Origin of the sequence: Xanthobacter sp. 126 (assembly GCF_000526175.1) — a bacterium.
GTDB classification, from domain to species: Bacteria; Pseudomonadota; Alphaproteobacteria; order Rhizobiales; family Xanthobacteraceae; genus Xanthobacter; species Xanthobacter aminoxidans.
On record NZ_JAFO01000001.1, the window covers coordinates 4,969,540 to 4,993,853 of the forward strand.

Below are 24,314 nucleotides of genomic sequence, written 5' to 3' on the forward strand. Positions count from 1 at the left end.
AGAGGGGTTCGCCCCGCCACAAGGAAGAAGATTCGGATGCTGGCGCGCCTGCTGCCCGTCGTCATGCTGCTCGCCGCGGCGCTCCTGCCCGGGGCGGCCGAGGCGCATCCCCATGTCTGGGTGACCATGAAGACCGAAGTGGTCTATGGCACCGACGGCAAGCTCTCCGCCCTCAAGCAGGCCTGGACCTTCGACGACGCCTTCACCGCCTTCGCCTTGCAGGGGCTGGAGAAGCAGAAGGACGGCACCTATGGCGACGACGTGCTGAAGCCGCTCGCCGAAGTGAATGTCACCTCCCTGAAGGAATACGACTATTTCGTCCGGGGGAAGACCGCCACCGGCAAGCTCGCCTTCAAGGACCCGGTGGATTATTACCTCACCTACGAGAACGAACTGTTGACCCTGCACTTCACCTTGCCGCTGGCCAAGCCCATCGCGGTGAAGGGCGCGGCCACCATCGAGATCTATGATCCGACCGTGTTCGTCTCCTTCTCATTCGCCGACAATGATCCGGTGAAGATGGTCGCAGCGCCCGCCGGCTGCACGCAGGAAGTCACTTCGCCGGAGCCGCCGGCCAGTTCGGCGCTCAACGAGGCCTTCTTTGCCGGCCTCACCGCCGGCAGCACCTATGGCGCGCAGTTTGCCGACAAGATCACGGTGAAGTGCCCGTGAGCGCATTCCCTGCGGCGGTCCCCGGGCGGATGCGCCGGGCGGGGATGATCGTTCTCGGGCTCGGCGCGGTGGTGCTGTTCGCCCTGCTGGTGGCGCTGGTGCTCTATCCAGACCTCGCTTTCGCGCAGGGTTTCGGCCCGCCCGGTAGCGGCGGACCGAAGGCGACGCCTTTCGGCCTCGGCGGCGGCGGCGCGCCGCCCTCCGGCATCACCGGCTTCATCCTCGCCAAGCAGTCTGAATTCTACCGCGCTCTGGTGCAGGCCGTGCGCGCGGCCAAAAAGGATGGCAATGCCACCTTCCTTCTCGCCGGCCTGTCCTTCGCCTACGGCGTGTTCCATGCCGCCGGCCCCGGACACGGCAAGGCGGTGATCTCCTCCTATCTCCTCGCCGATGGCGGCACGCTGCGCCGGGGCGCCGTGCTGTCGCTGGCCGCCGGCATGGTGCAGGCGGTGGCGGCCATCCTCTTCGTCGGCATCCTCGCGCTGGTGCTGGGGGCGACCGCCGTCTCCATGGCGCAGGCCATGACGGTGGTGGAGGTCGCGGCCTATGGCGGCATCGGCCTGTTCGGGCTCTATCTCGCGATCGTGAAGGGCCGCGCCCTCGTTGCTGCGGCGCGGGGCGATGTGGGCCACATCCATGCCGCCGACTGCGATTGCGGCGACAAACACGCCCCAGACCCCGCGCTTCTCGCCGGACAAGGCGGATGGAAGCGCGCCGCCATCGCCGTGGTCTCGGCCGGGGCGCGGCCCTGCTCGGGCGCCATCCTCGTTTTGACCTTCGCTTTGTCGCAGGGCGTGTTCATGAGCGGCGTCGCCGCCGCTTTCGCCATGGGCCTCGGCACCGCCGCCACCGTGACGGCCATCGCCGCCATAGCCGTCTATGGCAAAAGGCTCGCCGTCCGCATCGCCGGGCGCGACACGCGCTGGTCCATCATGGCGCGGCTGGGGGTGGAACTGGGGGCTGCGATCCTGGTGATGCTGTTCGGCTTCGGCCTGCTCACCGGCTACCTCGAAAGCGAGCGCCTGCTGCCGGGCTGATCTCCCGCAACGCAGCCAAATTCGGTTGCGATGCACCAAAATTCGTCACGCCCAGCTTTTCGGCAATTTCGTTGCGCCTTGAATTGGAACAACGAAATTGCCGGGTGCGACACTCCGTGCCAGCCTAAAGGCGAACGGTGCGCGTGATTTCCACGCGACGCCGTCCCCTGCCCGGCCCCGCTGGAGGCGTCGCGATGGCTCTGAAGCCTGTTTCGCTCGACGACAAATATGACCTGTCCCAGGAGCGCGTGTTCGTATCGGGCACGCAGGCCCTGGTCCGCCTCGCCTTGATGCAGAAGGAGCGCGACCGGCGCACCGGCCTCAACACGGCCGGCTATGTCACCGGCTATCGCGGCTCCCCCCTCGGCGGGCTCGACCAGCAGTTCCTGCGCGCCGAAAAGGTGCTGAAGGCCAACGACATCAAGTTCATGTCCGGCCTCAACGAGGATCTCGCGGCCACCGCTTTGTGGGGCTCCCAGCAGGCGGAGCTGCGCGGCGAGGGCAAGTATGACGGCGTGTTCGGCCTCTGGTACGGCAAGGGGCCGGGCGTCGACCGCTCCGGTGACGTGTTCCGCCATGCCAACAATGCCGGCACCTCCCGCCATGGCGGCGTGCTCGCCCTCATGGGCGACGACCACACCTGCGAAAGCTCCACCACCGCCCACCAGAGCGAGTTCCATTTCGTCGACGTGATGATCCCGGTGCTGAACCCCGCCGGCGTGCAGGAGATCATCGATTACGGCCTCTACGGCTGGGCACTGTCGCGCTTCGCCGGCACCTGGGTCGGCCTCAAGGCGGTGAAGGACACCATCGAATCCACCGGCATCGTGGACGGGCGGCTGGACCGCGTGCGCATCGAGCCGGCGCTGGGCTTCCAGATGCCCCCCGGCGGCCTCAACATCCGCCTCGGCGACACGCCGCTGGCGCAGGAGGAGCGGCTTCAGGAGTTCAAGCGCGACGCGGTGCTGCACTTCCTCAGGGCGAACCGGCTCAACCGCTTCATCACCTCCGGCGGCGCCCGCCCGCGCATCGGCATCGCCACCGTGGGCAAGTCGTACCTCGACGTGCGGCTCGCGCTCGACGAACTCGGCATCGACGAGGTGCGCGCCAACGATCTCGGCATCCGCATCTGGAAGGTGGCCTGCCCCTGGCCGCTGGAGACGCAGAGCCTCTACGAGTTCGCCAAGGGCCTCGACCTCATCATGGTGGTGGAGGAGAAGCGCTCCCTCATCGAGGTGCAGGTGCGCGAGGAGCTGTACGGCACCGCCAACCAGCCCGTCTGCATCGGCAAGAAGGATGAGCAGGGCCGCTGGATGTTCCCGGTGAAGGGCGCGCTAGACCCCAACGACATCGCCATCCAGCTCGGCCGCCGGCTCCTCGCCTACGGCGACATCCCGGACATCGCCGCGCGCGTGGCGGAGCTGGAGGAGGCGCAGCGGGTGCTCGCCGCCACCTCGGACGTGGCAACGCGCATCCCCTATTTCTGCTCCGGCTGCCCGCACAATTCGTCCACCAAGGTGCCCGAGGGCATGCGCGCCTATGCCGGCATCGGCTGCCACTACATGGTGCAGTGGATGGACCGGGAGACCACCGGCTTCACCCAGATGGGCGGCGAGGGCGCCAACTGGATCGGAGAATCCTCCTTCTCCAAGCGCGGCCACGTCTTCCAGAACCTCGGCGACGGCACCTACAACCATTCGGGCTATCTGGCGCTCCGCGCCTCCTGCGCCGCCAAGGTGAACGTCACCTACAAGATCCTCTTCAACGATGCCGTCGCCATGACCGGCGGCCAGAAGCATGACGGCGACCTCACCGTCCCCGTCATCGCCCGGCAGGTGGCGGCGGAGGGGGTCGAACGGGTCGTCGTCGTCACCGACGAGCCGGGGAAATACCCCGCCAACACGCTCTGGCCCTCAGGCCTCACCATCCATCACCGCGACGAGCTGGACGCCGTGCAGCGCGAGCTCGCCGCGGTGCACGGCGTCACGGTGCTGATCTACGACCAGACCTGCGCCTCCGAGAAGCGCCGGCGCAGGAAGCGCGGCCAGTTCCCCGATCCCGACAAGCGGGTGCTCATCAACGAGCGCGTCTGCGAGGGCTGCGGCGATTGCGGGGTGAAGTCCAACTGCGTCTCCGTGCAGCCGCTGGAGACCGAATTCGGCCGCAAGCGCGAGATCGACCAGTCGTCCTGCAACAAGGACTTCTCCTGCGTGAGCGGCTTCTGCCCCTCCTTCGTCACGGTGAAGGGCGCCAAGCCGAAGAAGAGCGCCGGGGCAGCGACGGGCGCGGACACTTGGCCTGAATTGCCGGAGCCGGCGCATCCCGAGATCCACGGCACCTATGGCGTCATCGCCACGGGCGTCGGCGGCACCGGCGTCGTCACCATCGGCGCCATCCTCGGCATGGCGGCGCATCTGGAAGGCAAGGCCTGCGGCATGATCGACATGGCCGGCCTCGCCCAAAAGGGTGGCGCGGTCTACAGCCACATCCGCCTCGCCAACGACCCCGCCGACATCACCGCCATCCGCGTGCCGGCGCGCGGGGCGGACGTGGTGCTGGGCGGCGATCTGGTGGTGGCCGGCACCAAGAAAGTGCTGGCGGCGGTGAAGCCGGGCAAGACCATCGTGGTGGTGAACACCCACGAGGTGCTGCCCGGCGACTTCACCCGCAATGCCGACTATTCGCTGCCCACCGAGCGCATCAAGCGCACCATCCGTGATCTGGTGGGCGAGCCGCAGACCCACTTCATTGAGGCGAGCCGCCTCGCCCAGGCGCTGTTCGGCAATGCGCTGGCGCAGAACGTCTTCATGGTGGGCTATGCCTACCAGTTCGGCGCCCTGCCCCTCTCGGCCGCCGCCATCGAGCGGGCCATCGAGCTGAACGGCGAAGCGGTGGCCATGAACAAGGCCGCCTTCCTGTGGGGCCGCCGCGCCGCCCACGATCCCAAGGCGGTGGAGGCCATCGCGACGCCCAAAGGGACTGTCTCCAGCGACGCCCGGCGCCTCTCCCAGAGCCTCGACGAAGTGATCGCCCGCCGCGTCGCCGACCTCACGCGCTACCAGAACCCCGCCTATGCCGCCCGCTACACCGCGCTGGTGGACAAGGTGCGCGCCGCCGAGCAGGCCAAGACGCCCGGCCGTGGCGGGCTCGCCGAGGCGGTGGCGAAGAGTTTCTACAAGCTTATGGCCTACAAGGACGAATACGAGGTCGCCCGGCTCTATGCGGACGGCGCCTTCCGCGCCCAGGCGGATGCGGCCTTCGACGGCGATCTCAGGTTCGAGTTCCACCTCGCCCCGCCGCTCCTCGCCCGCCGCAACGACGCGACGGGGGAGCCGCGCAAGATCACCCTCGGCCCGTGGATGATGAAGGGCTTTTCCCTGCTGGCGAAGCTGAAGGGCCTGCGCGGCACGGCGATGGATGTGTTCGGCTACACGGACGAGCGCAAGACCGAGCGGGCGCTGATCCCGGACTATGAGCGCACAATGGGCGAGCTTCTGGCGAAGCTCGATCCCGCCAACCATGCGCTCGCCGTCGCCATCGCCTCCATCCCGGAGAAAATCCGCGGCTTCGGTCCTGTGAAGGTGCGGCACCTCGAAGCCGCGAAGGCCGAGGAGAAGGACCTCCTCGCCCGCTTCCGCAACCCGCCGGCGCCGACGGCGGTGGCGGCGGAATAGGAGGTCTCCAGCGCCATAAAGGGCACTCCTTCCGTCGTCCTCCGGCTTGACCGGAGGACCCAAGGCACCGCGTGTCCCGGCGACTGGACGCCTGCTCCGGCGGAAAGATAGGCCCTCCGGTCAAGCCGGAGGGCGACGGCGGTGAGGGGAAGGCGGTGAGGACCCCCCTTAATTCCCGCCCAGGATGGCCTTCAGCTCCGTGCGGAACTCGCCCTCGATGTCCGGGCGGGACAGCGCATAGGCGACGTTGGCCATGAGGAAGCCGATCTTCGAGCCGCAGTCATAGACCGAGCCGTCGAACCGCACCGCGTAGAACGGCTCGGTTTCCTTCAGCTTCAGCATGGAATCGGTGAGCTGGATCTCGTTGCCGGCGCCGCGCTCCTGCTTGGCGAGCAGGTCGAAGATGCCGGGCTGGAGGATATAGCGGCCGGAGATGGCGAGGTTGCTCGGCGCGGTGCCGGCCTTGGGCTTCTCGACCATCTGGGTGATGGCCTTGGCGCCCTTCGCCGCATCGGCGCCGGTGCCGACGATGCCGTACTGGTGGGTCTGGTCGTCAGGCACCTCGTACACCGCCACCACGTTGCCCCCGGTCTCGTTGTAGGCCTCGACCATGGAGCCGAGGCAGCCGTGGCCGTTGCCATTGCCGGCCTTGGGCATGTGCAGCATGTCCGGCAGGAGCAGCGCGAACGGCTCGTCGCCGATGATGTCGCGCGCGCACCACACCGCATGGCCGAGGCCCAGGGGCAGTTGCTGGCGGGTGAAGGAGGTGGTGCCGGCCTTGGGCGTGTCGCGGTCGAGCTGCTCCAGCTCCTTGACCTTGCCGCGCTCCTGAAGCGTGCGCTCCAGCTCGAACTGGCGGTCGAAATGGTCCTCGATCACCGCCTTGTTGCGGCCGGTGACGAAGACGATGTGCTCGATGCCGGCGGCGCGGGCTTCGTCCACCACGTGCTGCACGACGGGCCGGTCCACCACCGTCAGCATCTCCTTCGGCACCGCCTTGGTCGCCGGCAGGAAGCGCGTGCCGAGGCCCGCGACGGGTAGGATCGCCTTGCGAATGGGTCTACGCATCTTGAGTAATGCCCCTCCTGAATACCCACGCCCGTCGTCTAGCACAGCTCGGCGCGGACGGCGCCCTGCGCGGCACGCCGCCGCCTGGAAACCTTTCCTGCCCCTATGGCAGCCGAGTGGCAACGGCAGAGATCTCGGCGGTGTTCCCCAACTTCGGTTAATGCCGCCCCAACAGCATACCAGCCGTTGAAACTTGCCATCCATTAACCGCGACGCAACCATATTGCCGCCCAGTAGGAGCCTCAGACGATCATCCCGGTGCCCTCGCGGCAGGCCGGAAACGGAAGGTTTTCAAGATGGCATCGACGACGCGCGAAAGGACCACCTTCGGAAGCGGCGTGGCCGTGACGCTCGCGCTGTTTGCCGGTCTCGTCAGCCCCGCCGCCGGACAGGCCCAGACGACCGGCTCCATCTTCGGCTTCCCGCCGGCCCAGCAGACCCCGCCGGCCGGCGCCGGCCATCCGCTGATGACGCCGCAGGCCATCGCCCAGGCCGAGGCGAACTTCCCCCAGTGCATCGCCAATCTGTGGCCGCTGGCCCAGTCCAAGGGCGTCTCCCGCCGCACCTTCGAGACGTACACCGCTTCGCTGCAACCGCAGATGAAGATCATGGACTATCTCGACAGCCAGCCGGAATTCTCCAAGCCCATCGGCGCCTATGTGAACATGCTCGTCACCGAGACGCGCGTGAAGAAGGGCCGCGAGATTCTGGAGCGCTACAAGCCCATCTTCGACCGGGCGGAAAAGGCCTATGGCGTCGACCGCTACGCCGTGACCGCCATCTGGGGCATCGAATCCACCTATGGCGACCCGGACGGCATCGGCCGGCGCAACGTGCTGGAATCCACCGCCACCCTCGCCTGCATCGGCCGGCGGCAGGACTATTTCCGCGATGAGTTCATCGCCACCCTGCAGATCCTGGAGAAGGGCGACGTGCCCTACGACCATCTGAAGGGGTCGTGGGCGGGCGCGTTCGGCCCCACCCAGTTCATGCCCACCTCGTTCCAGCGCTTCGCGGTCGACTTCGACGGCGACGGCAAGCGCAACGTGGTGGATTCCATCCCCGACATCATCGCCTCCACCGCCAACAATCTGAAGCTGGACGGCTGGGAGTTCGGCAAGGCGTGGGGCTATGAGGTGGCGTTGCCGCAGGGCTTCGACTACCGCCTCGCCAGCCGCAGCAACAAGAAGACGCTGGGGGAATGGAACGCCCTCGGCGTGCGCCGGGCCAACGGCGTCGCCTTCCCGCGCCCCACCGATACCGCCTATCTGCTGCTGCCGGGCGGCGCCAACGGCCCCGCCTTCCTGATGATGCGGAATTTCGACGCCATCCTGAAGTACAATCCGGCCGACGCCTACGCCCTCGCCATCGGCCATCTCGCCGACCGGCTGCGCGGCGGCGGCGCCTTCGTCCAGTCCTGGCCGAAGGAGGAGCGCGGCCTCTCCAAGGCCGAGCGGCAGGAAATCCAGGGCCGCCTCGCCCAGATGGGCTACGACATCGGCAATTTGGACGGCATCCTCGGCCAGAAGAGCCGCGTCGCCATCCAGGACTATCAGACCCGCGCCGGCCTGCTGCCGGACGGCTATCCCGACCTCGTCCTGCTCCAGCAGATGCGCCGGTGAAGGCGGGGCGCCGGCTTTACCGCGCCCCCTCCCAACCCGCCGTCGTCCTCCGGCTTGACCGGAGGACCCATGGTGCCGTTCGTCCCGAAGCCCCAACGTCTGCTAAGGCGGCGGGATGGGCCCTCCGGTCAAGCCGGAGGCGACGGGTGGGGACGCTGCGACGCCCCTCTCAGACCAGCCCGTCCACCGCCTCCGTCAGCCGCTCCAGATCCTCCGGGCGGGACAGGCGATGGTCGCCGTCCTTGATGAGGGAGAACACCACGTCGTCCTCGGCGAGGTAGCTCACGAGGCGCATGGCGTGTTCCCACGGCACGTCCTCGTCGCGCGCGCCCTGCAGGATGCGCACCGGGCAGCCGACCGCGAACGGCGCGCCGAGCAGCAGGTGGCGGCGCCCGTCCTCGATCAGCTCGCGGGTGATGACATAGGGGTCCTCGCCATAGAGCGTCGGCTTGAGGAAGCGGCCGGAGGTCTCGATCAGCTCGCGCACCGGGGGCGGGAACTTGTCCCACATGAGGGCCTCGGTGAAGTCCGGCGCCGGCGCCACCAGCACCAGCCCCTTCAGCCGCTTCTCCCCCCGCGCCGCGAGGGCGCGGGCGAGCAGCAGCGCGATCCAGCCGCCCATGGACGAGCCGATGACCACCTGTTCGCCGGAGGTGGCGTGGTCGAACACCGCCAGCGCCTCATTGAGCCAGCGCGAGACGGTGCTCTCCTCGAACGCCCCACCCGATGCGCCATGGCCGGAATAGTCGAACCGCACGTTGGCCTGCCCCCGCGCCTGCGCCCAGCGGGCGAGGTGCTCGGCCTTGGTGCCGGTCATGTCGGACTTGAAGCCGCCGAGCCAGAACAGCCCGGGCGCCGCGCCGGGGATGGCGCGGATGGCGATGGCGCGGCCGTCCACGTCGAGGGTCGAGGCGGTTTCGCCGGGGATGGTGTCGGTCATGGCGTCAGCTCAGGCGAAGGTGGCGAAATAGCGCGCGATGATGCGGGAATAGATGCGCGTCAGCACCTCGAGGTCGGCGACGGGCGTCGCCTCGTCCACCTTGTGCATGGTCTGGCCGACGAGGCCGAACTCCACCACCGGGCAGATGTCCTTGATGAAGCGCGCATCCGAGGTGCCGCCGGACGTGGAGGCCTCCGGCCGCCGCCCCGTCTCCGCCTCCACCGCGTCCGCCACCAGCTCCACGAAGGGTCCGGGCGCGGTGAGGAAGCTCTCGCTGGCGCCGGGCTGGAAGGCGAGATCATAGGTGAGGCCGGCGCCGTCCACCCGGCGGATGATCTCGGACTTCAGCGTCTCCAGCGAATAATGATCGTTGAAGCGCACGTTGAAGCGCGCGGTCGCCTCGGCCGGGATCAGGTTGAACACCGGATTGCCCACATCGATGGAGACCACCTCCAGATTGGAGGGCGGGAAGAAGTCCGAGCCGTGGTCGAGGGGCGCCGACGTCAGCTCGCCCACCAGCTTCAGGAGGCGCGGGATGGGATTGTCGGCGAGGTGCGGATAGGCGACATGCCCCTGCACGCCCTTCACGGTCAGGATACCGGAGAGGCTGCCGCGCCGGCCCACCTTGAAGGCATCGCCCATGGCCTCAGGGTTGGTGGGCTCGCCGAGGACGCAGTGGTCGATGACCTCGCCCTTCTCCTTCAGCCACTCCACCACCTTCACCGTGCCGTCGAGGGCCGGGCCTTCCTCGTCGCCGGTGATGAGGAAGGAGAGGCTGCCGGTCTCCGGCCGGCCATGGCTGAGCGCGGCGGCGAGGAAGGCGGCCACCGCCCCCTTCATGTCCACCGCGCCGCGGCCGAAGAGCTTGCCGTCCTCCACCGTGCCGGCGAACGGCCCGTGCAGCCAATGGGCGGGATCGCCCTCGGGCACCACGTCCACATGGCCGGCGAAGCAGAGGTTGGGCGAGCCGGTGCCGATGCGGGCGTAGATGTTGGGAATGGGAACGCCCCCGCTGTCGAAGGTCAGGCGCTCCACACGGTATCCGAAGGCCTCCAGACGGCGGGCGACGATTTCCAGCGCGCCGCCCGAATCGGGGGTGACGGACGGCGCCCGGATCAGTTCGGCCGCCAGCGTCAGCGCATCGGGGACGTTTGCCCGCAGCTCGGGCTTGACGGAAGCATCGGCGGTCATCAGGAAAGCCTCATCGCTACCGGGGGATGACGAGATAGCGGCAAAGGTGCGGGTCTTTCCAGCGCTTTTGTCGCGGTTTGGGGCGACCTTTACGCCTTTATCCCCCATCCGCCACGAGGCTGCCGCCTTCGGGCGACAGGAACGCCGCCGCGGAGGTTCAATATGAAGGTGAAGACGTCCGCGGCCTTTCTGGTCGCGCTCGCCCTGTCGGTTTTCCCCCTGGCCCAGGCCGGCGCCCAGCAGGCCGCCAGCCCGCCGGCGCAGGGGCAGCAGCAAGGGCAGCAGCAGGGCCACGGACAGGCTGCGCCTGCGGCGGCCACGCCCAATGCCGCCGCCTCGCCCCCCGCCGCACCCGGCACCCCCGCGCCCGCCGCAGGCGATGCAACGCCGACGCAACCGGCACCGAAGCCCGCGCCGGTGCCGCCGGACCCGACCATCGTCGCCGCCCGCGAGAAGATGGAGGCGGCCCGCTCCGCCCTCGATTCCATCGACGCCGCCCTCGCGGTGGAGGGCCTGCGCCCCGGCGACCTCGACGAACTCCGCCAGCGCCTCGATCCGGCCCGCAAGGACCTTGCCGCCGTTTCCGACCAGATCGCCCCCCGCGTCGCCGATGCGGAGAGCCGGCTCAGCGGCCTCGGCCCCAAGCCCGCCGAGGGCGCCACCGAAGAGCCGACCGTCGCCGCCGACCGCGAGCGGCTCACCAAGATCTCCGCCGAACTCGGCGCCGTCCTGAAGCAGAACCGCGCTTTGGTGCTGCGCGGCGACCAGATTTCCGACCGCATCAGCTCGCGCCGCCGCGCTTTGTTCACGGGTCAATTGTTCGAGCGGGTGGATTCCGTCATCGACCCGGACCTGTGGACCAACGCCTTCAACGCGCTGAATTCCGAGTTCCGCGCCCTGCGCTACTTCGGGAACGACTGGCGCGCCTATTCGGTGCGGCGCCTGTCGCCGCTGGCAGTGATGGGAATCCTTCTGGGCGGGCTCGGCATCCTGGTGGCTGTGGTCGCCGGCGGGCGGCTGCTGCGCAAGCGCCTGCGGACCCCGCCGCCGGAGCCCGGCGAGAGCTTCACCCGCCTGCGCTCGGCGCGCGAGGCGATGAAGGTGCTGTTCCTCAACGCCACCGTTGCGCCAGCCGCTGCCATGGCCGCGGTCGCCTTCATCGGCGCCTTCGAGATCATCCCGCCCCGTGCCGACGAGCTGGTGCAGGGCATCCTCATCGCCATCTTCATCAAGGCCATCGGCAATGCGGTGGGCCGCGCCTTCCTGGCGCCCAGCGAGCCGTGGCGCCGTCTGCCGACCCTCTCGGACGGCGCTGCCGCCCTCGCCTACCGCTATTTCTCCTTCACCGTGTGGACGCTGGCCATCGCCGCCGCACTAAACGCTTTCCACCGGGTGCTGTTCGCGCCCGTGGGACTGACGGTGGTGACGAGCGCGATCATGTCGCTGCTCATCGCCGGCTTCATCTCCCGCTTCCTCGTCGGCGCCGCCCGTGCGGAGGCCGATGCGGATACGACGAAGGACTCGGCGACCACCGACGCCGCCGCCATCGCAGCCACCGGCCCGGCACCGGCACCGCCGCGCTACATCCGCCTGTTCGTGTGGGTGGCGGTGTTCGCCCTCATCGGCGCGCTGGTGGCCGGCTACATCAGCTTCGCCGCCTTCGTCGCCGCGCGCATGGTCATCGCCGCCGCCGTACTCGGCGTGCTCTATCTGCTCTATGCCCTCATCGACGCCTTCTTCGGCGAGGGGCTTTCGGCCGAGACTCATCGCGCGCGGATGATCTCCAGCATGCTGGGCCTGAAGCCGGAGCGGGTGGAGCTGATCGGCGTCCTGGCGTCGGGCCTGCTCAAGCTGCAGCTGTTCGTGATCGCCGCTTTCCTCATCGTCGGCAGCTGGGGCACCTCCACCGCCGACATGATGGAGACGGTGGAGCGCGTGTCCTTCGGCGTGCGCATCGGCAACGCCACCATCACGCTGTGGAGCGTGGTCTATGCCGTGCTGCTGCTGCTCGTCAGCCTCGCGGCGGCGCGCGGACTGCAGAAATGGGTGTCGAGCGCGCTCCTGCCCCGCACCGGGCTTGAGCCCTCGCTGCAATCCTCCATCGCCACCATCGTCGGCTATGTGGGCACCATCGTCGCCGTCATGGTGGCCATGGGCCAATTGGGGCTGAACCTCGAGAACATCGCGCTGGTCGCCGGTGCCCTCTCGGTCGGTATCGGTTTCGGCCTGCAGTCCATCGTGTCGAACTTCGTCTCCGGCCTGATCCTGCTCGCCGAGCGGCCGATCCGGGTGGGCGACACCATCAACGTGAAGGGCGAGGAGGGCTATGTGCGCCGCATCTCGGTGCGCGCCACCGAGATCGAGACCTTCGAGCGCGCCACGGTGATCGTGCCCAACGCCGACCTCATCACCGGCATGGTGAAAAACTGGACGCACTCCAACACCACCGGCCGGATCATCGTCGCCGTCACCGTCTCCTACGACAGCGATGCGGAGGAGGTGCGTGACATTCTGGTCGGCTGCGCCTGCGACCATCCGCAGGTGCTCCAGACGCCGCCGCCGCGCGTGTTCCTGATGAAGTTCGCCGACGCGGGCATCGTCTTCGAGCTGCGCTGCGTGGTGGCCAACGTGGACTATGCGCTGACCGTGAAGAGCGACCTGCACTTCCAGGTGCTCTCGCGCTTCCGCAAGGCGCATGTGGGCATGGTGGCTCAGCCCTGGGCGGCGCTGGCCCGCGCGCCCCGCGACATGGTGCCCCCGCCGCCGGCGCCGCCCGATCCGCTGCAATAGGCCGGTGCCGGGAGGGCCGGGCGCGCTAACGCTTCCTCAACCCTCCCGGCGCACAAGACAGGGGGAATGCCGGGGGCCCGCCCCCCGAAAGCCCGCCCGAAAAGGCCAGCCGGAAGCCGAGACATGCGCGAACAGATCCTCCGCCGCTCCCTCCTCGCCGGTGCCGGCCTTGCGCTTCTCGCCGTCCTCGCCGGCTGCGCCACCACCGAGCAGATCGACACCCAGCCGGCCTTCTACATCAACCTCGCCAAGACCGGTAAGCCGGTGGACGCCGCCGCCGCGGCCTCGCTCCTCTCCGATTACCGCACCGCGCGCGGCCTGCCGGCAGTGACCATCGACGACACGCTGAGCCGCCTCGCGCAGGACCAGGCCAATGCCATGGCCAAGGCGGACAACCTCTCCCACGAGGTGGGCGGGCGCAATTTCATCACCCGCATCAAGGCCTCCGGCTACGACGCGAAGCGGGCGGTGGAGAATGTGGGCGCCGGCTACCACACCCTGGCCGAGGCCTTCTCCGGCTGGCGCGACTCTCCCTCGCACAACAAGAACATGCTGGAGCCGGGCGTGACCCGCATGGGCATCGCCACGGCCAACGCCCCCCATTCCAAATACAAGGTCTATTGGGCGCTCATCCTCGCCCAGCCAGACGACGCCTCGCGCTGAGGCGCCCGCGCCGGGGGCTGTTGCCCTGAACGCCCGCGCGCTTGCCTCATGAGCCTTCGGTCAAGCCCGCGCGGCGCCTGAGCGTGGCCCGCACGGCCTCGGTCGAAGGCCGAGGCCGATGGCGTGACAGCCAAGCTGCGCATGTTCGTGATCGTGCGGTACGGGCGGAGGGCTTTCCCGACGTGCCTTTCTCTGGCCTAATCAGCGCGTTGATACGTGACAGGCAGGAGAGGAAGATGAAGCGGATCGCTTTCGTCGTGTGCGCCTTGAGCGTCCTCGCCGGCCCGGCGCTCGCGTGCCCGGGCATGACCAACGCCTCCATCGGCGACACCACCACCACCGCCAGCAATCCGGTGACCCAGAAGGGCGGCTGATTTCGGCGCACCTGGCGCCTCGGCTTTCTCCCGGACGGAACCTCCGTTCCCCGGCCCTCGGGCCGGGGCTTTTTTATGCGCGGAACGCAAACGGCCGGCGGGATGCCCGCCGGCCATTGGTACGCTTTGGCCACGCTCAAACACCGCGCGGGCTGAAACCCGCCACGCCTTCACATATGGATGGCGCGCTTCTCCACGGCCATAGCCGCCTCCTTCACCGCTTCGGAGCGGGTGGGGTGGGCGTGGCAGGTGCGGGCGAGGTCTTCCGACGAGCCGCCGAACTCCATCAGCACCGCACATTCGTGGATCATCTCGCCGGCCTCGGGGCCGATGATGTGGGCGCCAAGCACCTTGTCGGTGGCGGCGTCGGCGATGATCTTCACGAAGCCGTCCGTGGTGTTGTTCACCTTGGTGCGGCCGTTGGCGGTGAAGGGGAACTTGCCGACCTTGTAGGCGACGCCTGCCGCCTTCAGATCGTCCTCGGTCTTGCCGACGGAAGCGACCTCCGGGAAGGTGTAGACCACGCCGGGGATCACGTCATAGTTCACGTGGCCCGCCTTGCCGGCCAGTTGCTCCGCCAGCGCCACGCCCTCGTCCTCGGCCTTGTGGGCGAGCATGGGGCCGACGATCACGTCGCCGATGGCATAGATGCCGGGCACGTTGGTGGCGAAGTGGTGGTCGGTGACCACGCGGCCGCGTGCATCCTTGGCGACGCCCGCCTCCTCCAGCCCGAGGCCGGCAGTGTAGGGGATGCGGCCGATGGCGACCAGCACCACGTCCGCCTCCAGCACCTCGGCGGCGCCGCCCGCGGCGGGCTCCACCGAGACCTTGAGCGTCTTGCCCTTGGTGTCCACGCCGGTGACCTTGGTGCCGAGCTTGAAGGTGAAGCCCTGCTTGTCGAGGATGCGCTGGAAGGACTTGGCCACGTCCGAATCCATGCCGGGCAGGATGCGGTCGAGGAATTCCACCACGGTGACCTGCGCGCCGAGGCGGCGCCACACCGAGCCCAGTTCCAGGCCGATGACGCCCGCGCCCACCACGATGAGCTTGCCGGGCACCTTGGGCAGCTTCAGCGCACCGGTGGAGGAGACGATGCGCTCCTCGTCGATGGTTACGCCGGGCAGCGGGGCCACGTCCGAACCGGTGGCGATGACGATGTTCTTCGTCTCCAGCACCTCGACCTTGCCGTCGGCATTGAGGGTGACTTCCACCTTGCCGGGGCCGAGGATCTTGCCGGCGCCCATGTAGACGTCGACCTTGTTCTTCTTCAGCAGGAACTCGACGCCCTTCACATTGCCGTCCACGCCGCGGTCCTTGAAGGCCAGCATGGCGGGCAGATCGAGCTTGGGAGCCGGGACGCCGATGCCCATCTCGCCGAACTTGTGGCCGGCTTCCTCGAACAGCTCGGAGGCATAGAGCAGCGCCTTGGAGGGGATGCAGCCCACGTTCAGGCAGGTGCCGCCATGGGTGCCGCGCTTCTCCACCACCGCGACCTTGAGGCCGAGCTGGGCCGCGCGAATGGCACACACATAGCCGCCGGGGCCGGTGCCGATGATGGTGAGATCGTAGGACATGCGGAGTTCCTTCAAGGTAAGGGGCCGGAGCGCGTCAAGGCGCGGCAACGGCCCTTTGCAAGGCGAGGCGGATACCGAGGCAGATCAGGAGTGCGCCGGTGACGCGATTGAACCAGCGGCCGAAGCGGACGAGCCCGTCGCGCACCGTCCGGCCGGTGAAGAAGAGGGTGACGAGGGCGAACCAGCACACCAGCAGCACGCCCATGGACAGCCCATAGAAGCCCTGCACCACCACGGGCGTCTCGGGGCTCACCAGCGTCGAGAACAGGGACAGGAAGAACAGCATCGCCTTAGGGTTCAGCGCATTGGTGAGAAACCCGAGGGCGAAGGCGCGCCTGTCGGACATGACACCGGCCGCCACAGGCGCGGCCTCGCCGTCCATGGCCGGCGCAGGCGCGGCCCAGGTCTTCACGCCCACATAGACGAGATAGGCGCAGCCCGCCCACTTCAGCACCGAGAAGGCAACCAGGGAGTGGGCGACGAGGAAGCCGAGGCCGGCCAATGTGTAGCTGGCGTGGAGAAGGATCGCGGACCCGATACCGAGGCTGGTGACGAGGCCGGCGCGCCGGCCGAACACCACGCTCTGGCGCACCACCATGGCGAAGTCCGGCCCCGGCGCGACCGCCGCGACGGCGAACACCGCCATGAGTGTGAGATATTCGGGAAGATGGCTCAGCATGGCCGGTTCCGAGCCTATCATTCAGCCGCGGGACGGTCGGCAAGCGCTTCCGCCTCGAACCGCAGGGCGTCGGCGCAGAAGTCGATCTCCTCGCCGTCTGGGCAGATCCATTCAAGGCTCGATCCGCCGGAGCCCACATGGGCGGTGGCGAAGAAGGCCGGATCGGAAAGGGGGCGGGTCGCCTCGCCCCAGGCGAACTTCTCAGAAAAGTCGAGGGTGGCGGAAAAACCGTCCGCATAGGTCAGCCGCACCAGCGGAAAGCGGGGCACCTCGACCGAGACGATGGTGTTTCCGAGCTTCATGCGATCTTCCCCGGCGACTGGCGCACGACGGCCTTCTTCCAGCAGGTGACCAATTCGTCTTCATGGGCCTTCGCCCAGTCCAGAACCGCCCTCAATTTGGGGGCGGGCAGCGATCCTTCCAAGACATCCCAGCTGTTCAGCGCGATCAAGGCCTGATGCTCGGCGAACCGGGCGTGGAAATGCGGCGGCGGATGATCGCTGAAGAAGAACTGGATGGTCACGCCCTCCACGATGGCGACGGTCGGCATTCTCACTTCCGTTCAGGTGGAGGATCAGCCGGAACGAGGCGCTCGACCACCCCCAGAAAGACCAGTCCCAAGACCACCGCGCCAGCGAAGAAAGCGAGCGCCCAGACTTGCTCGGGGAAGCTCTCGCTCATCATCAGGCCCGGACTGGCCATGACGATCTCGAACGCCCGTCCCCCGAACCAGCCGCTGAAGGCCGCGCAGACGGCTCCCGCATAGGCGAGAAGAAGGATGGCCAGACGCTTCCGGTGCCTAGCCATCCCCTTCACAGTCTCACAGATCCAGCACGAGGCGCGCCGGGTCTTCCAGGGTCTCCTTCACGCGCACGAGGAAGGTCACGGCCTCGCGGCCGTCGACGATGCGGTGGTCGTAGGAGAGGGCGAGGTACATCATCGGGCGGATCACGATCTGCCCCTTGATCACCACCGGGCGCTCCTCGATGCGGTGCATGCCGAGGATGCCCGACTGCGGCGCGTTGAGGATGGGGGTGGACATCAGCGAGCCGTAAATGCCGCCGTTGGTGATGGTGAAGGTGCCGCCCTGCATCTCGTCGATGCCGAGCTTCCCGTCACGCGCCTTGCGGCCGTAGCCGGCGATGGCCTTCTCGATCTCGGCGACGGAGAGCAGGTCCGCGTCGCGCACCACCGGAACCACGAGGCCCTTCTCGGTGCCCACCGCGATACCGATGTTGTAGTAGTTCTTGTAGACGAGATCCTGGCCGTCGATCTCGGCGTTCACCGCCGGGATGTCCTTCAGCGCCGCGATCACCGCCTTGGTGAAGAAGCCCATGAAGCCGAGCTTGGTGCCGTGCTTCTTCTCGAAGGCATCCTTGAACTGGCTGCGCAGGCTCATCACCGCGGTCATGTCCACGTCGTTGAACGTGGTGAGCATGGCGGCGGTGTTCTGGGCATCCTTCAGGCGGCGCGCGATGGTCTGGCGCAGCTTGGTCATCTTCACCCGCTCCTCGCGGGCGGCGTCGGTGGGCGCCGAGGGGGCGCGCACCGCCACAGGGGCGGCGGCGGGAGCCGCCGAAACGCCCGAAGCGATGGCGGCCAGCATGTCACCCTTGGTGACGCGGCCGTCCTTGCCGGAGCCGGAGACGTCGGCCGGGTTCACGCCGGTCTCAGCGGCGATGCGCCCAACGGCCGGGCCGTTGCTGCCGGCCGCAACAGCGGCGGCGGGAGCGGCGGCCGGCGCCGGAGCGGGCGCAGCGGCCGGAGCGGGAGCGGCGGGGGCAGCAGGCGCCGCCTCGGCGCCCGAGCCGGCACCGATATTGCCGAGCAGCGCACCGACGCCGACGGTCTCGCCGTCCTTGGCGACGATCTCGGAGAGGACGCCGGAGGCCGGAGCCGGCACCTCGACGGTCACCTTGTCGGTCTCGAGCTCAACCAGCGGCTCATCGGCCTTGACGGCATCGCCGGGCTTCTTGAACCACTTGCCGATGGTCGCCTCGGTAACGGACTCGCCCAGGGTGGGCACGCGGATCTCGGTCATTGTGTTCGCCCCTTGAGGGGGCCTCCCTCAGACTTCGGCTTGGGCCGGGCGTGGCGCCCGGCGCTCGATGAGCGACAGAATGGGCATCACCGCATAGGTGAAGCCCAGGTCCGCCTTGATGACGGGATCCCGAAGCGAGAGGCCGGTCGCGGCAGCCTCGTCGGGTACTTCGATGACGGCCATCCCCCAGATGCCCGCCGGGTCCGCCACCGGACCGACGGCGAGGGCCGTGCCGGCCTCCGCCTCGGCCTGCCAGAAGGCGAAGTGCGCACCCATGGCATCCATCTCGGCCGCGCTCGCGTCCGAGGGAAAGCTCGGGCGCGGCGGGGAAAGGCGGAGCAGGAAGTGCGGCACGGCGCGTCCTCTTTCGGGGCGGTTCTTCGGGTGTCGGATCAGCCCAGGGCTTCCTCGAGGAAGGCCTTGAGCTGCGCCATGTGCTTGGACATCAAGCCGGTGGCGGTGGCGGCGGACGCCGGACGGCCGGCGTAGCGCGGACGCCGCGCGGTGCCGCCAGCCTGCTCCAGCACCCACTCCAGATACGGCTGCACGAAGGCCCAGGATCCCTGATTCTTCGGCTCTTCCTGGCACCACACCACCTCGGCATTCTTGAAGCGGCCGAGTTCCTGCACCAGCGTCTTGAGCGGGAACGGATAGAGCTGCTCCACGCGCATCAGGTAGACGTCGTCCACGCCCCGCTTCTCGCGCTCCTCCAGCAGGTCGTAATAGACCTTGCCCGAGGACAGCACGACGCGGCGGATCTTGTCGTCCGGCTGGAGCTTGATGGCGCTCTCGTCCGGGTGCGACTGGGCGTCGTCCCACAGCACGCGGTGGAAGGTGGTGCCGGTCACCATGTCCGAGAGGTTGGACACCGCCCGCTTGTGGCGCAGCAGCGACTTGGGCGTCATCAGGATGAGCGGCTTGCGGAATTCCCGCTTCATCTGCCGGCGCAGGATGTGGAAGTAGTTGGCCGGGGTGGTGACGTTGGCCACCTGCATGTTGTCCTCGGCGCACAACTGCAGATAGCGCTCGAGGCGGGCGGAGGAATGCTCCGGACCCTGGCCCTCATAGCCGTGCGGCAGCAGGCAGACGAGGCCGGACATGCGCAACCACTTGCGCTCGCCCGAGGAGATGAACTGGTCGAACACCACCTGCGCGCCGTTGGCGAAGTCGCCGAACTGCGCCTCCCAGAGCACCAGAGTGTTGGGCTCGGAGAGGGTGTAGCCATATTCGAAGCCCAGCACCGCCTCCTCCGAGAGCATCGAATTGATGACCTCGTACTTGGCCTGGGTCTCGGACAGGTGGTTGAACGGCTTGTAGCGGGCCTCGGTCTCCTGGTCGAGCAGCACCGAATGGCGCTGGGAGAAGGTGCCGCGCTCCACGTCCTGGCCCGACAGGCGGACCGGGTGGCCTTCCAGCAGCAGGGAGGAGAAGGCGAGCGCCTCGCCGGTCGCCCAGTCGATGCCCTTGCCGTCCTCGATCGCCTTCTTGCGGTTGTCGAGGAAGCGCTGGATGGTGCGGTGGACCTGGAAGCCCTCCGGCACGGTGGTGATCTTCGCGCCGATGGCCTTCAGCTCGTCTTCCGGCAGGCCGGTGTTGCCGCGGCGCGGATCATCATCCTCATGGGTGGGCTTGAAGCCGGCCCAGCGGCCGTCGAGCCAGTCGGCCTTGTTGGGCTTGTAGGCCTGGCCGGCCTCGTGCTCGGCCTCGAGGCGGTCGCGCCACGCATTGCGCATGGTGTCCACCTCGCCGGCGGTCACGACTCCCTCGGCTTCCAGCTTCTTGGTGTACAGCTCGAGCACGCTCGCGTGCTGGCGGATCACCTTGTACATCTTCGGCTGGGTGAACGCGGGCTCGTCACCCTCGTTGTGACCGAAGCGGCGGTAGCAGAACATGTCCACCACCACCGGCTTGTGGAAGCGCTGGCGGAACTCGGTGGCCACCTTGGCGCAGAACACCACGGATTCCGGGTCGTCGCCGTTGCAGTGGAAGATCGGCGCCTCGATCATCTTAGCCACATCCGACGGATAGGGCGAGGAGCGCGAATAACGCGGATTGGTGGTGAAGCCGATCTGGTTGTTGATGATGAAGTGGATCGAACCGCCGGTGCGGTGACCCTTCAGGCCGGAGAGGCCGAGGCACTCGGCCACCACGCCCTGGCCGGCGAAGGCGGCATCGCCGTGCAGCAGCAGCGGCAGAACCTTGGTGCGCTCGGTGTCACCCAGTTGGTCCTGCTTGGCGCGGGCCTTGCCCAGCACCACCGGATCGACGATCTCGAGGTGCGACGGGTTGGCGGTCAGCGACAGGTGGACCTTGTTGTTGTCGAACTCGCGGTCGGACGAGGCGCCGAGGTGATACTTCACGTCGCCCGAGCCTTCCACCTCGTCGGGCGCCCAGGAGCCGCCCTTGAACTCGTGGAACAGGGCGCGGTGGGGCTTGCCCATCACCTGGGTCAGCACGTTCAGGCGGCCGCGGTGGGCCATGCCGAACACGATGTCCTTCACGCCGAGGTTGCCGCCGCGCTTGATGATCTGCTCCAGCGCCGGGATCAGGCTCTCGCCGCCGTCGAGGCCGAAGCGCTTGGTGCCGGTGAACTTCACGTCGAGGAACTTCTCGAAGCCCTCGGCCTCCACCAGCTTGTTGAGGATGGCGCGCTTGCCCTCGCGGGTGAAGGTGACTTCCTTATCGACGCCCTCGATGCGCTCCTGGATCCAGGCCTTCTCCTCGGGCGAGGAGATGTGCATGAACTCGACGCCGATGGAAGCGCAATAGGTGCGGCGCAGGATGGCGACCATCTGGCGGACGGTCGCGAATTCGAGGCCCAGCACATGGTCGATGAAGATCTTGCGGTCGAGATCGGCCTCATAGAAGCCGTAGGACGCCGGGTCCAGCTCCGGCGCCTCGCGCGGCGGGGTCAGGCCGAGCGGGTCGAGATTGGCGTGCAGGTGGCCGCGCATGCGGTAGGCGCGGATCATCATCAGCGCCTTGACGGAATCGCGGGTGGCCTGCTGCACCTCGGTGGCGGAGAACTCGACGCCGGACTTCTGCGCCTTGGCCTTCACCTTGTCGGCGATGGCCTTCTCCACCTCGATCCACTGGCCGTCCATGGCCGAGACCAGCTCGCCGTTGGCGTGCACCGGCCAGTTGGGCTTCTTCCAGGAGGCGCCGCGGGCGTTCTCGATCACCTGGTTGGGGTCGTCCTTCAACGCCGCGAAGAAGGCCTGCCACTCAGCGCTGACCGAATTGGGATCGGTCTCATAGCGGGCGTAGAGATCCTCGATCCAGGCGGCATTGGCGCCATAGAGGAAGGAGGTGTTCAGGAATACGTCGTTCTGTTCCGCGCGCGACATGGGCTTGTTCCCGGAAGACCGTGGCGCCTCACTCTCCTTGAGCGCATTTCGCGCGGAAAATGAAGCCCCAAGGCCGCTCGTCTGCCACAAATCCGGCGCCTGGCCCTTGCCGGACGCCCCGTCACCCCTGCGAGGCTCGTGGCGGCCTTCGACAGCAGTGCTCGACAACCTTCATATGGGCAGGGCGGCCACCGGCCGAAAGGCCGGGCCTCGCCCCGTCCGAACCGCGCTCGCCAGTCGCCGAACTTCATGGCGATTGCGCGGCGGATGCCTAGAGCGCGATCCGAGCGGATTGAATCAATCCGCTCGGTGAATCGCCCTCTAACTCCAAGAAAGAGAACGCGTGATCCGATCAGATTGCGATGCAATCTGATCGGCGCGTGCTCTTGCGGGAGCGGAATTCCAAGGCTTTCGCCTCGGTGGCTTTCGCCCAGGTCCCCCGCTCCCGGTCCATCCAAGTGGCGATCCCCCGGCCGGGCCGGGGGACGGCCCTCAGCCCTTCAGCACCTCGACGAGGGTCTTGCCGAGGCGCGCGGGGGACGGAGACACGCGGATGCCCGCCGCCTCCATGGCCGCGATCTTGTCCTCTGCGCCGCCCTTGCCGCCGGAGATGATGGCACCGGCATGGCCCATGCGACGGCCGGGAGGGGCCGTGCGGCCGGCGATAAAGCCCACCATCGGCTTCTTGCGGCCCTTCTTCGCCTCGTCGGCGATGAACTGCGCCGCATCTTCCTCGGCCGAGCCGCCGATCTCGCCGATCATGACGATCGACTCGGTCTTGGGGTCGGCGAGGAACATCTCCAGCACGTCGATGAACTCGGTGCCCTTCACCGGATCGCCGCCGATGCCCACCGCCGAGGTCTGGCCGAGGCCTTCCTGGGTGGTCTGGAACACCGCTTCGTAGGTCAGCGTGCCGGAGCGCGAGACGATGCCCACCGAGCCTGTCTTGAAGATGTTGGCCGGCATGATGCCGATCTTCGACTGGCCAGCGGTGACGATGCCGGGGCAGTTGGGGCCGATGAGGCGGCTCTTGGAGCCGGACAGGGCGCGCTTCACCTTCACCATGTCGAGCACCGGGATGCCCTCAGTGATGCAGACGATGAGCGGGATCTCCGCGTCGATCGCCTCGAGGATGGCGTCGGCGGCGCCCGGAGGCGGCACGTAGATCACCGAGGCATCGGCGCCGGTGGCTTCCTTGGCCTCGATCACGGTGTCGAACACCGGCAGGTTGAGGTGGGTGGTGCCACCCTTGCCCGGCGAGGTGCCGCCGACCATCTTCGTCCCGTAGGCGATGGCCTGCTGGGCGTGGAAGGTGCCGTTCTTGCCGGTGAAGCCCTGGGTGATGACCTTGGTGTTGGCGTCGATCAGCACGGACATCACGCAGCTTCCTTCTTCACGGCCGCGACGATCTTCTGCGCCGCATCATCGAGATCATCGGCGGGGATCACATTGAGCCCGCTCTCACGGATGATCTGCTTGCCTTCTTCCACATTGGTGCCTTCGAGGCGCACCACGAGAGGCACCTGGAGGCCCACCGCCTTCACCGCCGCGATCACGCCGTTGGCGATCACGTCGCACTTCATGATGCCGCCGAAGATGTTGACGAGGATGCCCTTCACGTTCGGGTCGGCGGTGATGATCTTGAACGCTGCCGTCACCTTCTCCTCGTTGGCGCCGCCGCCCACGTCGAGGAAGTTCGCCGGGCTCTCGCCGTAGAGCTGGATGATGTCGAGGGTCGCCATGGCGAGGCCCGCGCCGTTGACCATGCAGCCGATGGTGCCGTCGAGGGCGATGTAGGCGAGGTCGTACTTGGACGCCTCGATCTCCTTCTCGTCCTCTTCCGTCAGGTCGCGCAGCTCGACGAGCTTGGGATGGCGGAACAGGGAGTTGGAATCGAAGGACACCTTGGCGTCGAGCACGCGCAGGTTGCCATCCTTGGTGATGATGAGCGGGTTGATCTCCAGCATCGCCATGTCGGTCTCGACGAAGGCGGTGTAGAGCACCTCGGCCAGCTTGCTGGCCTGCTTGGCGAGATCACCGGAAAGGCCGAGGGCCTTGGCGATCTTGCGGCCATGGAAGCCCTGCACGCCGGTCACCGGGTCCACCGAGAAGGTCACGATCTTCTCAGGGGTGGAGTGGGCGACTTCCTCGATGTCCATGCCGCCTTCGGTGGAGACTACGAAGGCCACGTGCGAGGTGGCGCGGTCCACGAGCAGGGAGATGTAGAACTCCTTCTCGATGTCCGAGCCTTCCTCGATATAGAGGCGGTTCACCTGCTTGCCGGCCGGGCCGGTCTGGATGGTGACGAGGGTGCGGCCGAGCATCTGGCCGACGAATTCCTTCACCTCATCCACGGACTTGGCGAGGCGCACGCCGCCCTTCTCGCCGGCCTCGGGCTCCTTAAACTTGCCCTTGCCACGGCCACCGGCGTGAATCTGTGACTTCACCACCCAGAGCGGGCCACCCAGCTCCTTGGCGGCGGCTTCCGCCTCCTCGACCTTCAGCACGGGAATGCCGCGCGAGACCGGGGCGCCGAAGCTCTTCAGCAGCGCCTTGGCCTGATACTCGTGAATATTCATCTTCCGTGTCCCTCAGGGTTGCGATGTGTCCCTTTCCCCGCCCCGGTCCGTCCCGGGTCCCGC

The 24,314-nt window shown here is 67.8% G+C and carries 20 protein-coding genes; 7 read left to right on the forward strand and 13 right to left on the reverse strand.

Annotation, left to right across the window (positions count from 1 at the left end; translation table 11 throughout):
- Positions 1–36: 36 nt before the first annotated feature.
- The 3 genes from XAN126_RS0123460 to XAN126_RS0123470 all read left to right on the forward strand — a co-directional run bounded on the left by XAN126_RS0123460 (position 37) and on the right by XAN126_RS0123470 (position 5,383).
- Complete coding sequence (locus tag XAN126_RS0123460) at positions 37–672, forward strand: DUF1007 family protein (protein ID WP_024280991.1); 636 nt, start codon at positions 37–39, stop codon at positions 670–672.
- The gene (locus XAN126_RS0123465) at positions 669–1,709 is read left to right on the forward strand and encodes a nickel transporter (protein WP_029877655.1); all 1,041 of its coding nucleotides are present in this window, start codon (positions 669–671) and stop codon (positions 1,707–1,709) included. Before XAN126_RS0123460 ends, XAN126_RS0123465 begins: the two co-directional genes overlap by 4 nt.
- Before the next feature lie 194 nt (positions 1,710–1,903).
- Positions 1,904–5,383, forward strand: a complete 3,480-nt coding sequence (locus XAN126_RS0123470) for an indolepyruvate ferredoxin oxidoreductase family protein (protein WP_024280993.1) — start codon at positions 1,904–1,906, stop codon at positions 5,381–5,383.
- A gap of 168 nt (positions 5,384–5,551) precedes the next feature.
- Here the strand turns inward: XAN126_RS0123470 and galU are convergent, their stop codons facing one another.
- Positions 5,552–6,451, reverse strand: coding sequence for a UTP--glucose-1-phosphate uridylyltransferase GalU (gene galU, locus XAN126_RS0123475; protein WP_024280994.1), 900 nt, complete (start codon positions 6,449–6,451; stop codon positions 5,552–5,554).
- Positions 6,452–6,747: 296 nt separating this feature from the next.
- Between galU and XAN126_RS0123480 the strand changes: the two genes are divergently transcribed.
- Positions 6,748–8,073 (forward strand): lytic murein transglycosylase, encoded by a 1,326-nt coding sequence (locus tag XAN126_RS0123480; protein WP_024280995.1) that lies wholly within the window; start codon positions 6,748–6,750, stop codon positions 8,071–8,073.
- Between the two features lie 169 nt (positions 8,074–8,242).
- Here the strand turns inward: XAN126_RS0123480 and XAN126_RS0123485 are convergent, their stop codons facing one another.
- Both XAN126_RS0123485 and dapE read right to left on the reverse strand, forming a co-directional pair.
- Positions 8,243–9,013, reverse strand: a complete 771-nt coding sequence (locus XAN126_RS0123485; protein ID WP_024280996.1) for an alpha/beta hydrolase — start codon at positions 9,011–9,013, stop codon at positions 8,243–8,245.
- Positions 9,014–9,022: 9 nt separating this feature from the next.
- Positions 9,023–10,204, reverse strand: a complete 1,182-nt coding sequence (dapE, locus tag XAN126_RS0123490; RefSeq protein ID WP_038225370.1) for a succinyl-diaminopimelate desuccinylase — start codon at positions 10,202–10,204, stop codon at positions 9,023–9,025.
- A gap of 162 nt (positions 10,205–10,366) precedes the next feature.
- Here dapE and XAN126_RS0123495 point away from each other — a divergent pair, with 162 nt between their 5' ends.
- The 3 genes from XAN126_RS0123495 to XAN126_RS28530 all read left to right on the forward strand — a co-directional run bounded on the left by XAN126_RS0123495 (position 10,367) and on the right by XAN126_RS28530 (position 14,031).
- Positions 10,367–12,994: a DUF3772 domain-containing protein gene (locus XAN126_RS0123495; RefSeq protein ID WP_024280998.1), complete on the forward strand. Its 2,628-nt coding sequence runs from the start codon at positions 10,367–10,369 to the stop codon at positions 12,992–12,994.
- A gap of 123 nt (positions 12,995–13,117) precedes the next feature.
- Positions 13,118–13,657: a CAP domain-containing protein gene (locus XAN126_RS0123500; RefSeq protein WP_024280999.1), complete on the forward strand. Its 540-nt coding sequence runs from the start codon at positions 13,118–13,120 to the stop codon at positions 13,655–13,657.
- Positions 13,658–13,893: 236 nt separating this feature from the next.
- Positions 13,894–14,031 carry a hypothetical protein gene (locus tag XAN126_RS28530; protein WP_155982391.1) on the forward strand — a complete coding sequence of 46 codons (138 nt, stop codon included), beginning with the start codon at positions 13,894–13,896 and terminating at the stop codon, positions 14,029–14,031.
- Positions 14,032–14,201: 170 nt separating this feature from the next.
- Here the strand turns inward: XAN126_RS28530 and lpdA are convergent, their stop codons facing one another.
- From lpdA to sucC, 10 genes are all read right to left on the reverse strand, one after another.
- Positions 14,202–15,605, reverse strand: coding sequence for a dihydrolipoyl dehydrogenase (gene lpdA, locus XAN126_RS0123510; RefSeq protein WP_024281000.1), 1,404 nt, complete (start codon positions 15,603–15,605; stop codon positions 14,202–14,204).
- A 34-nt stretch (positions 15,606–15,639) separates the two neighbouring features.
- The gene (locus XAN126_RS0123515; RefSeq protein ID WP_024281001.1) at positions 15,640–16,281 is read right to left on the reverse strand and encodes a LysE family translocator; all 642 of its coding nucleotides are present in this window, start codon (positions 16,279–16,281) and stop codon (positions 15,640–15,642) included.
- Between the two features lie 20 nt (positions 16,282–16,301).
- Positions 16,302–16,586: a DUF2442 domain-containing protein gene (locus tag XAN126_RS26650; RefSeq protein ID WP_024281002.1), complete on the reverse strand. Its 285-nt coding sequence runs from the start codon at positions 16,584–16,586 to the stop codon at positions 16,302–16,304.
- Complete coding sequence (locus XAN126_RS0123525; RefSeq protein WP_024281003.1) at positions 16,583–16,834, reverse strand: DUF4160 domain-containing protein; 252 nt, start codon at positions 16,832–16,834, stop codon at positions 16,583–16,585. The genes XAN126_RS26650 and XAN126_RS0123525 overlap by 4 nt, the downstream gene beginning before the upstream one ends.
- A gap of 2 nt (positions 16,835–16,836) precedes the next feature.
- On the reverse strand, positions 16,837–17,091 hold the full coding sequence (locus tag XAN126_RS0123530) for a hypothetical protein (RefSeq protein WP_024281004.1): 255 nt from the start codon (positions 17,089–17,091) through the stop codon (positions 16,837–16,839).
- Positions 17,092–17,104: 13 nt separating this feature from the next.
- Complete coding sequence (gene odhB / locus XAN126_RS0123535; protein WP_024281005.1) at positions 17,105–18,325, reverse strand: 2-oxoglutarate dehydrogenase complex dihydrolipoyllysine-residue succinyltransferase; 1,221 nt, start codon at positions 18,323–18,325, stop codon at positions 17,105–17,107.
- Between the two features lie 27 nt (positions 18,326–18,352).
- A complete protein-coding gene (locus tag XAN126_RS0123540) occupies positions 18,353–18,679 on the reverse strand; it encodes a YciI family protein (RefSeq protein ID WP_024281006.1) in 327 nt (108 codons plus the stop codon).
- A 38-nt stretch (positions 18,680–18,717) separates the two neighbouring features.
- A complete protein-coding gene (locus XAN126_RS0123545) occupies positions 18,718–21,672 on the reverse strand; it encodes a 2-oxoglutarate dehydrogenase E1 component (protein ID WP_024281007.1) in 2,955 nt (984 codons plus the stop codon).
- Between the two features lie 492 nt (positions 21,673–22,164).
- Positions 22,165–23,049, reverse strand: coding sequence for a succinate--CoA ligase subunit alpha (gene sucD, locus XAN126_RS0123550; protein WP_024281008.1), 885 nt, complete (start codon positions 23,047–23,049; stop codon positions 22,165–22,167).
- Positions 23,049–24,251 (reverse strand): ADP-forming succinate--CoA ligase subunit beta, encoded by a 1,203-nt coding sequence (gene sucC / locus XAN126_RS0123555; protein ID WP_024281009.1) that lies wholly within the window; start codon positions 24,249–24,251, stop codon positions 23,049–23,051. The genes sucD and sucC overlap by 1 nt, the downstream gene beginning before the upstream one ends.
- Between the last annotated feature and the right edge of the window lie 63 nt (positions 24,252–24,314).

What these genes read in the sequence shown, in the direction of transcription:
- sucC (WP_024281009.1), bottom strand. Translation starts at nt 24,251, where the DNA reads ATGAATATTCACGAGTATCAGGCCAAGGCGCTGCTGAAGAGCTTCGGC.
- XAN126_RS0123525 (WP_024281003.1), bottom strand. Translation starts at nt 16,834, where the DNA reads ATGCCGACCGTCGCCATCGTGGAGGGCGTGACCATCCAGTTCTTCTTC.
- XAN126_RS0123545 (WP_024281007.1), bottom strand. Translation starts at nt 21,672, where the DNA reads ATGTCGCGCGCGGAACAGAACGACGTATTCCTGAACACCTCCTTCCTC.
- XAN126_RS28530 (WP_155982391.1), top strand. Translation starts at nt 13,894, where the DNA reads ATGAAGCGGATCGCTTTCGTCGTGTGCGCCTTGAGCGTCCTCGCCGGC.
- XAN126_RS0123530 (WP_024281004.1), bottom strand. Translation starts at nt 17,091, where the DNA reads ATGGCTAGGCACCGGAAGCGTCTGGCCATCCTTCTTCTCGCCTATGCG.
- XAN126_RS0123480 (WP_024280995.1), top strand. Translation starts at nt 6,748, where the DNA reads ATGGCATCGACGACGCGCGAAAGGACCACCTTCGGAAGCGGCGTGGCC.
- odhB (WP_024281005.1), bottom strand. Translation starts at nt 18,325, where the DNA reads ATGACCGAGATCCGCGTGCCCACCCTGGGCGAGTCCGTTACCGAGGCG.
- XAN126_RS26650 (WP_024281002.1), bottom strand. Translation starts at nt 16,586, where the DNA reads ATGAAGCTCGGAAACACCATCGTCTCGGTCGAGGTGCCCCGCTTTCCG.
- XAN126_RS0123485 (WP_024280996.1), bottom strand. Translation starts at nt 9,013, where the DNA reads ATGACCGACACCATCCCCGGCGAAACCGCCTCGACCCTCGACGTGGAC.
- XAN126_RS0123470 (WP_024280993.1), top strand. Translation starts at nt 1,904, where the DNA reads ATGGCTCTGAAGCCTGTTTCGCTCGACGACAAATATGACCTGTCCCAG.
- sucD (WP_024281008.1), bottom strand. Translation starts at nt 23,049, where the DNA reads ATGTCCGTGCTGATCGACGCCAACACCAAGGTCATCACCCAGGGCTTC.
- XAN126_RS0123460 (WP_024280991.1), top strand. Translation starts at nt 37, where the DNA reads ATGCTGGCGCGCCTGCTGCCCGTCGTCATGCTGCTCGCCGCGGCGCTC.
- XAN126_RS0123500 (WP_024280999.1), top strand. Translation starts at nt 13,118, where the DNA reads ATGCGCGAACAGATCCTCCGCCGCTCCCTCCTCGCCGGTGCCGGCCTT.
- lpdA (WP_024281000.1), bottom strand. Translation starts at nt 15,605, where the DNA reads ATGTCCTACGATCTCACCATCATCGGCACCGGCCCCGGCGGCTATGTG.
- XAN126_RS0123495 (WP_024280998.1), top strand. Translation starts at nt 10,367, where the DNA reads ATGAAGGTGAAGACGTCCGCGGCCTTTCTGGTCGCGCTCGCCCTGTCG.
- galU (WP_024280994.1), bottom strand. Translation starts at nt 6,451, where the DNA reads ATGCGTAGACCCATTCGCAAGGCGATCCTACCCGTCGCGGGCCTCGGC.
- dapE (WP_038225370.1), bottom strand. Translation starts at nt 10,204, where the DNA reads ATGACCGCCGATGCTTCCGTCAAGCCCGAGCTGCGGGCAAACGTCCCC.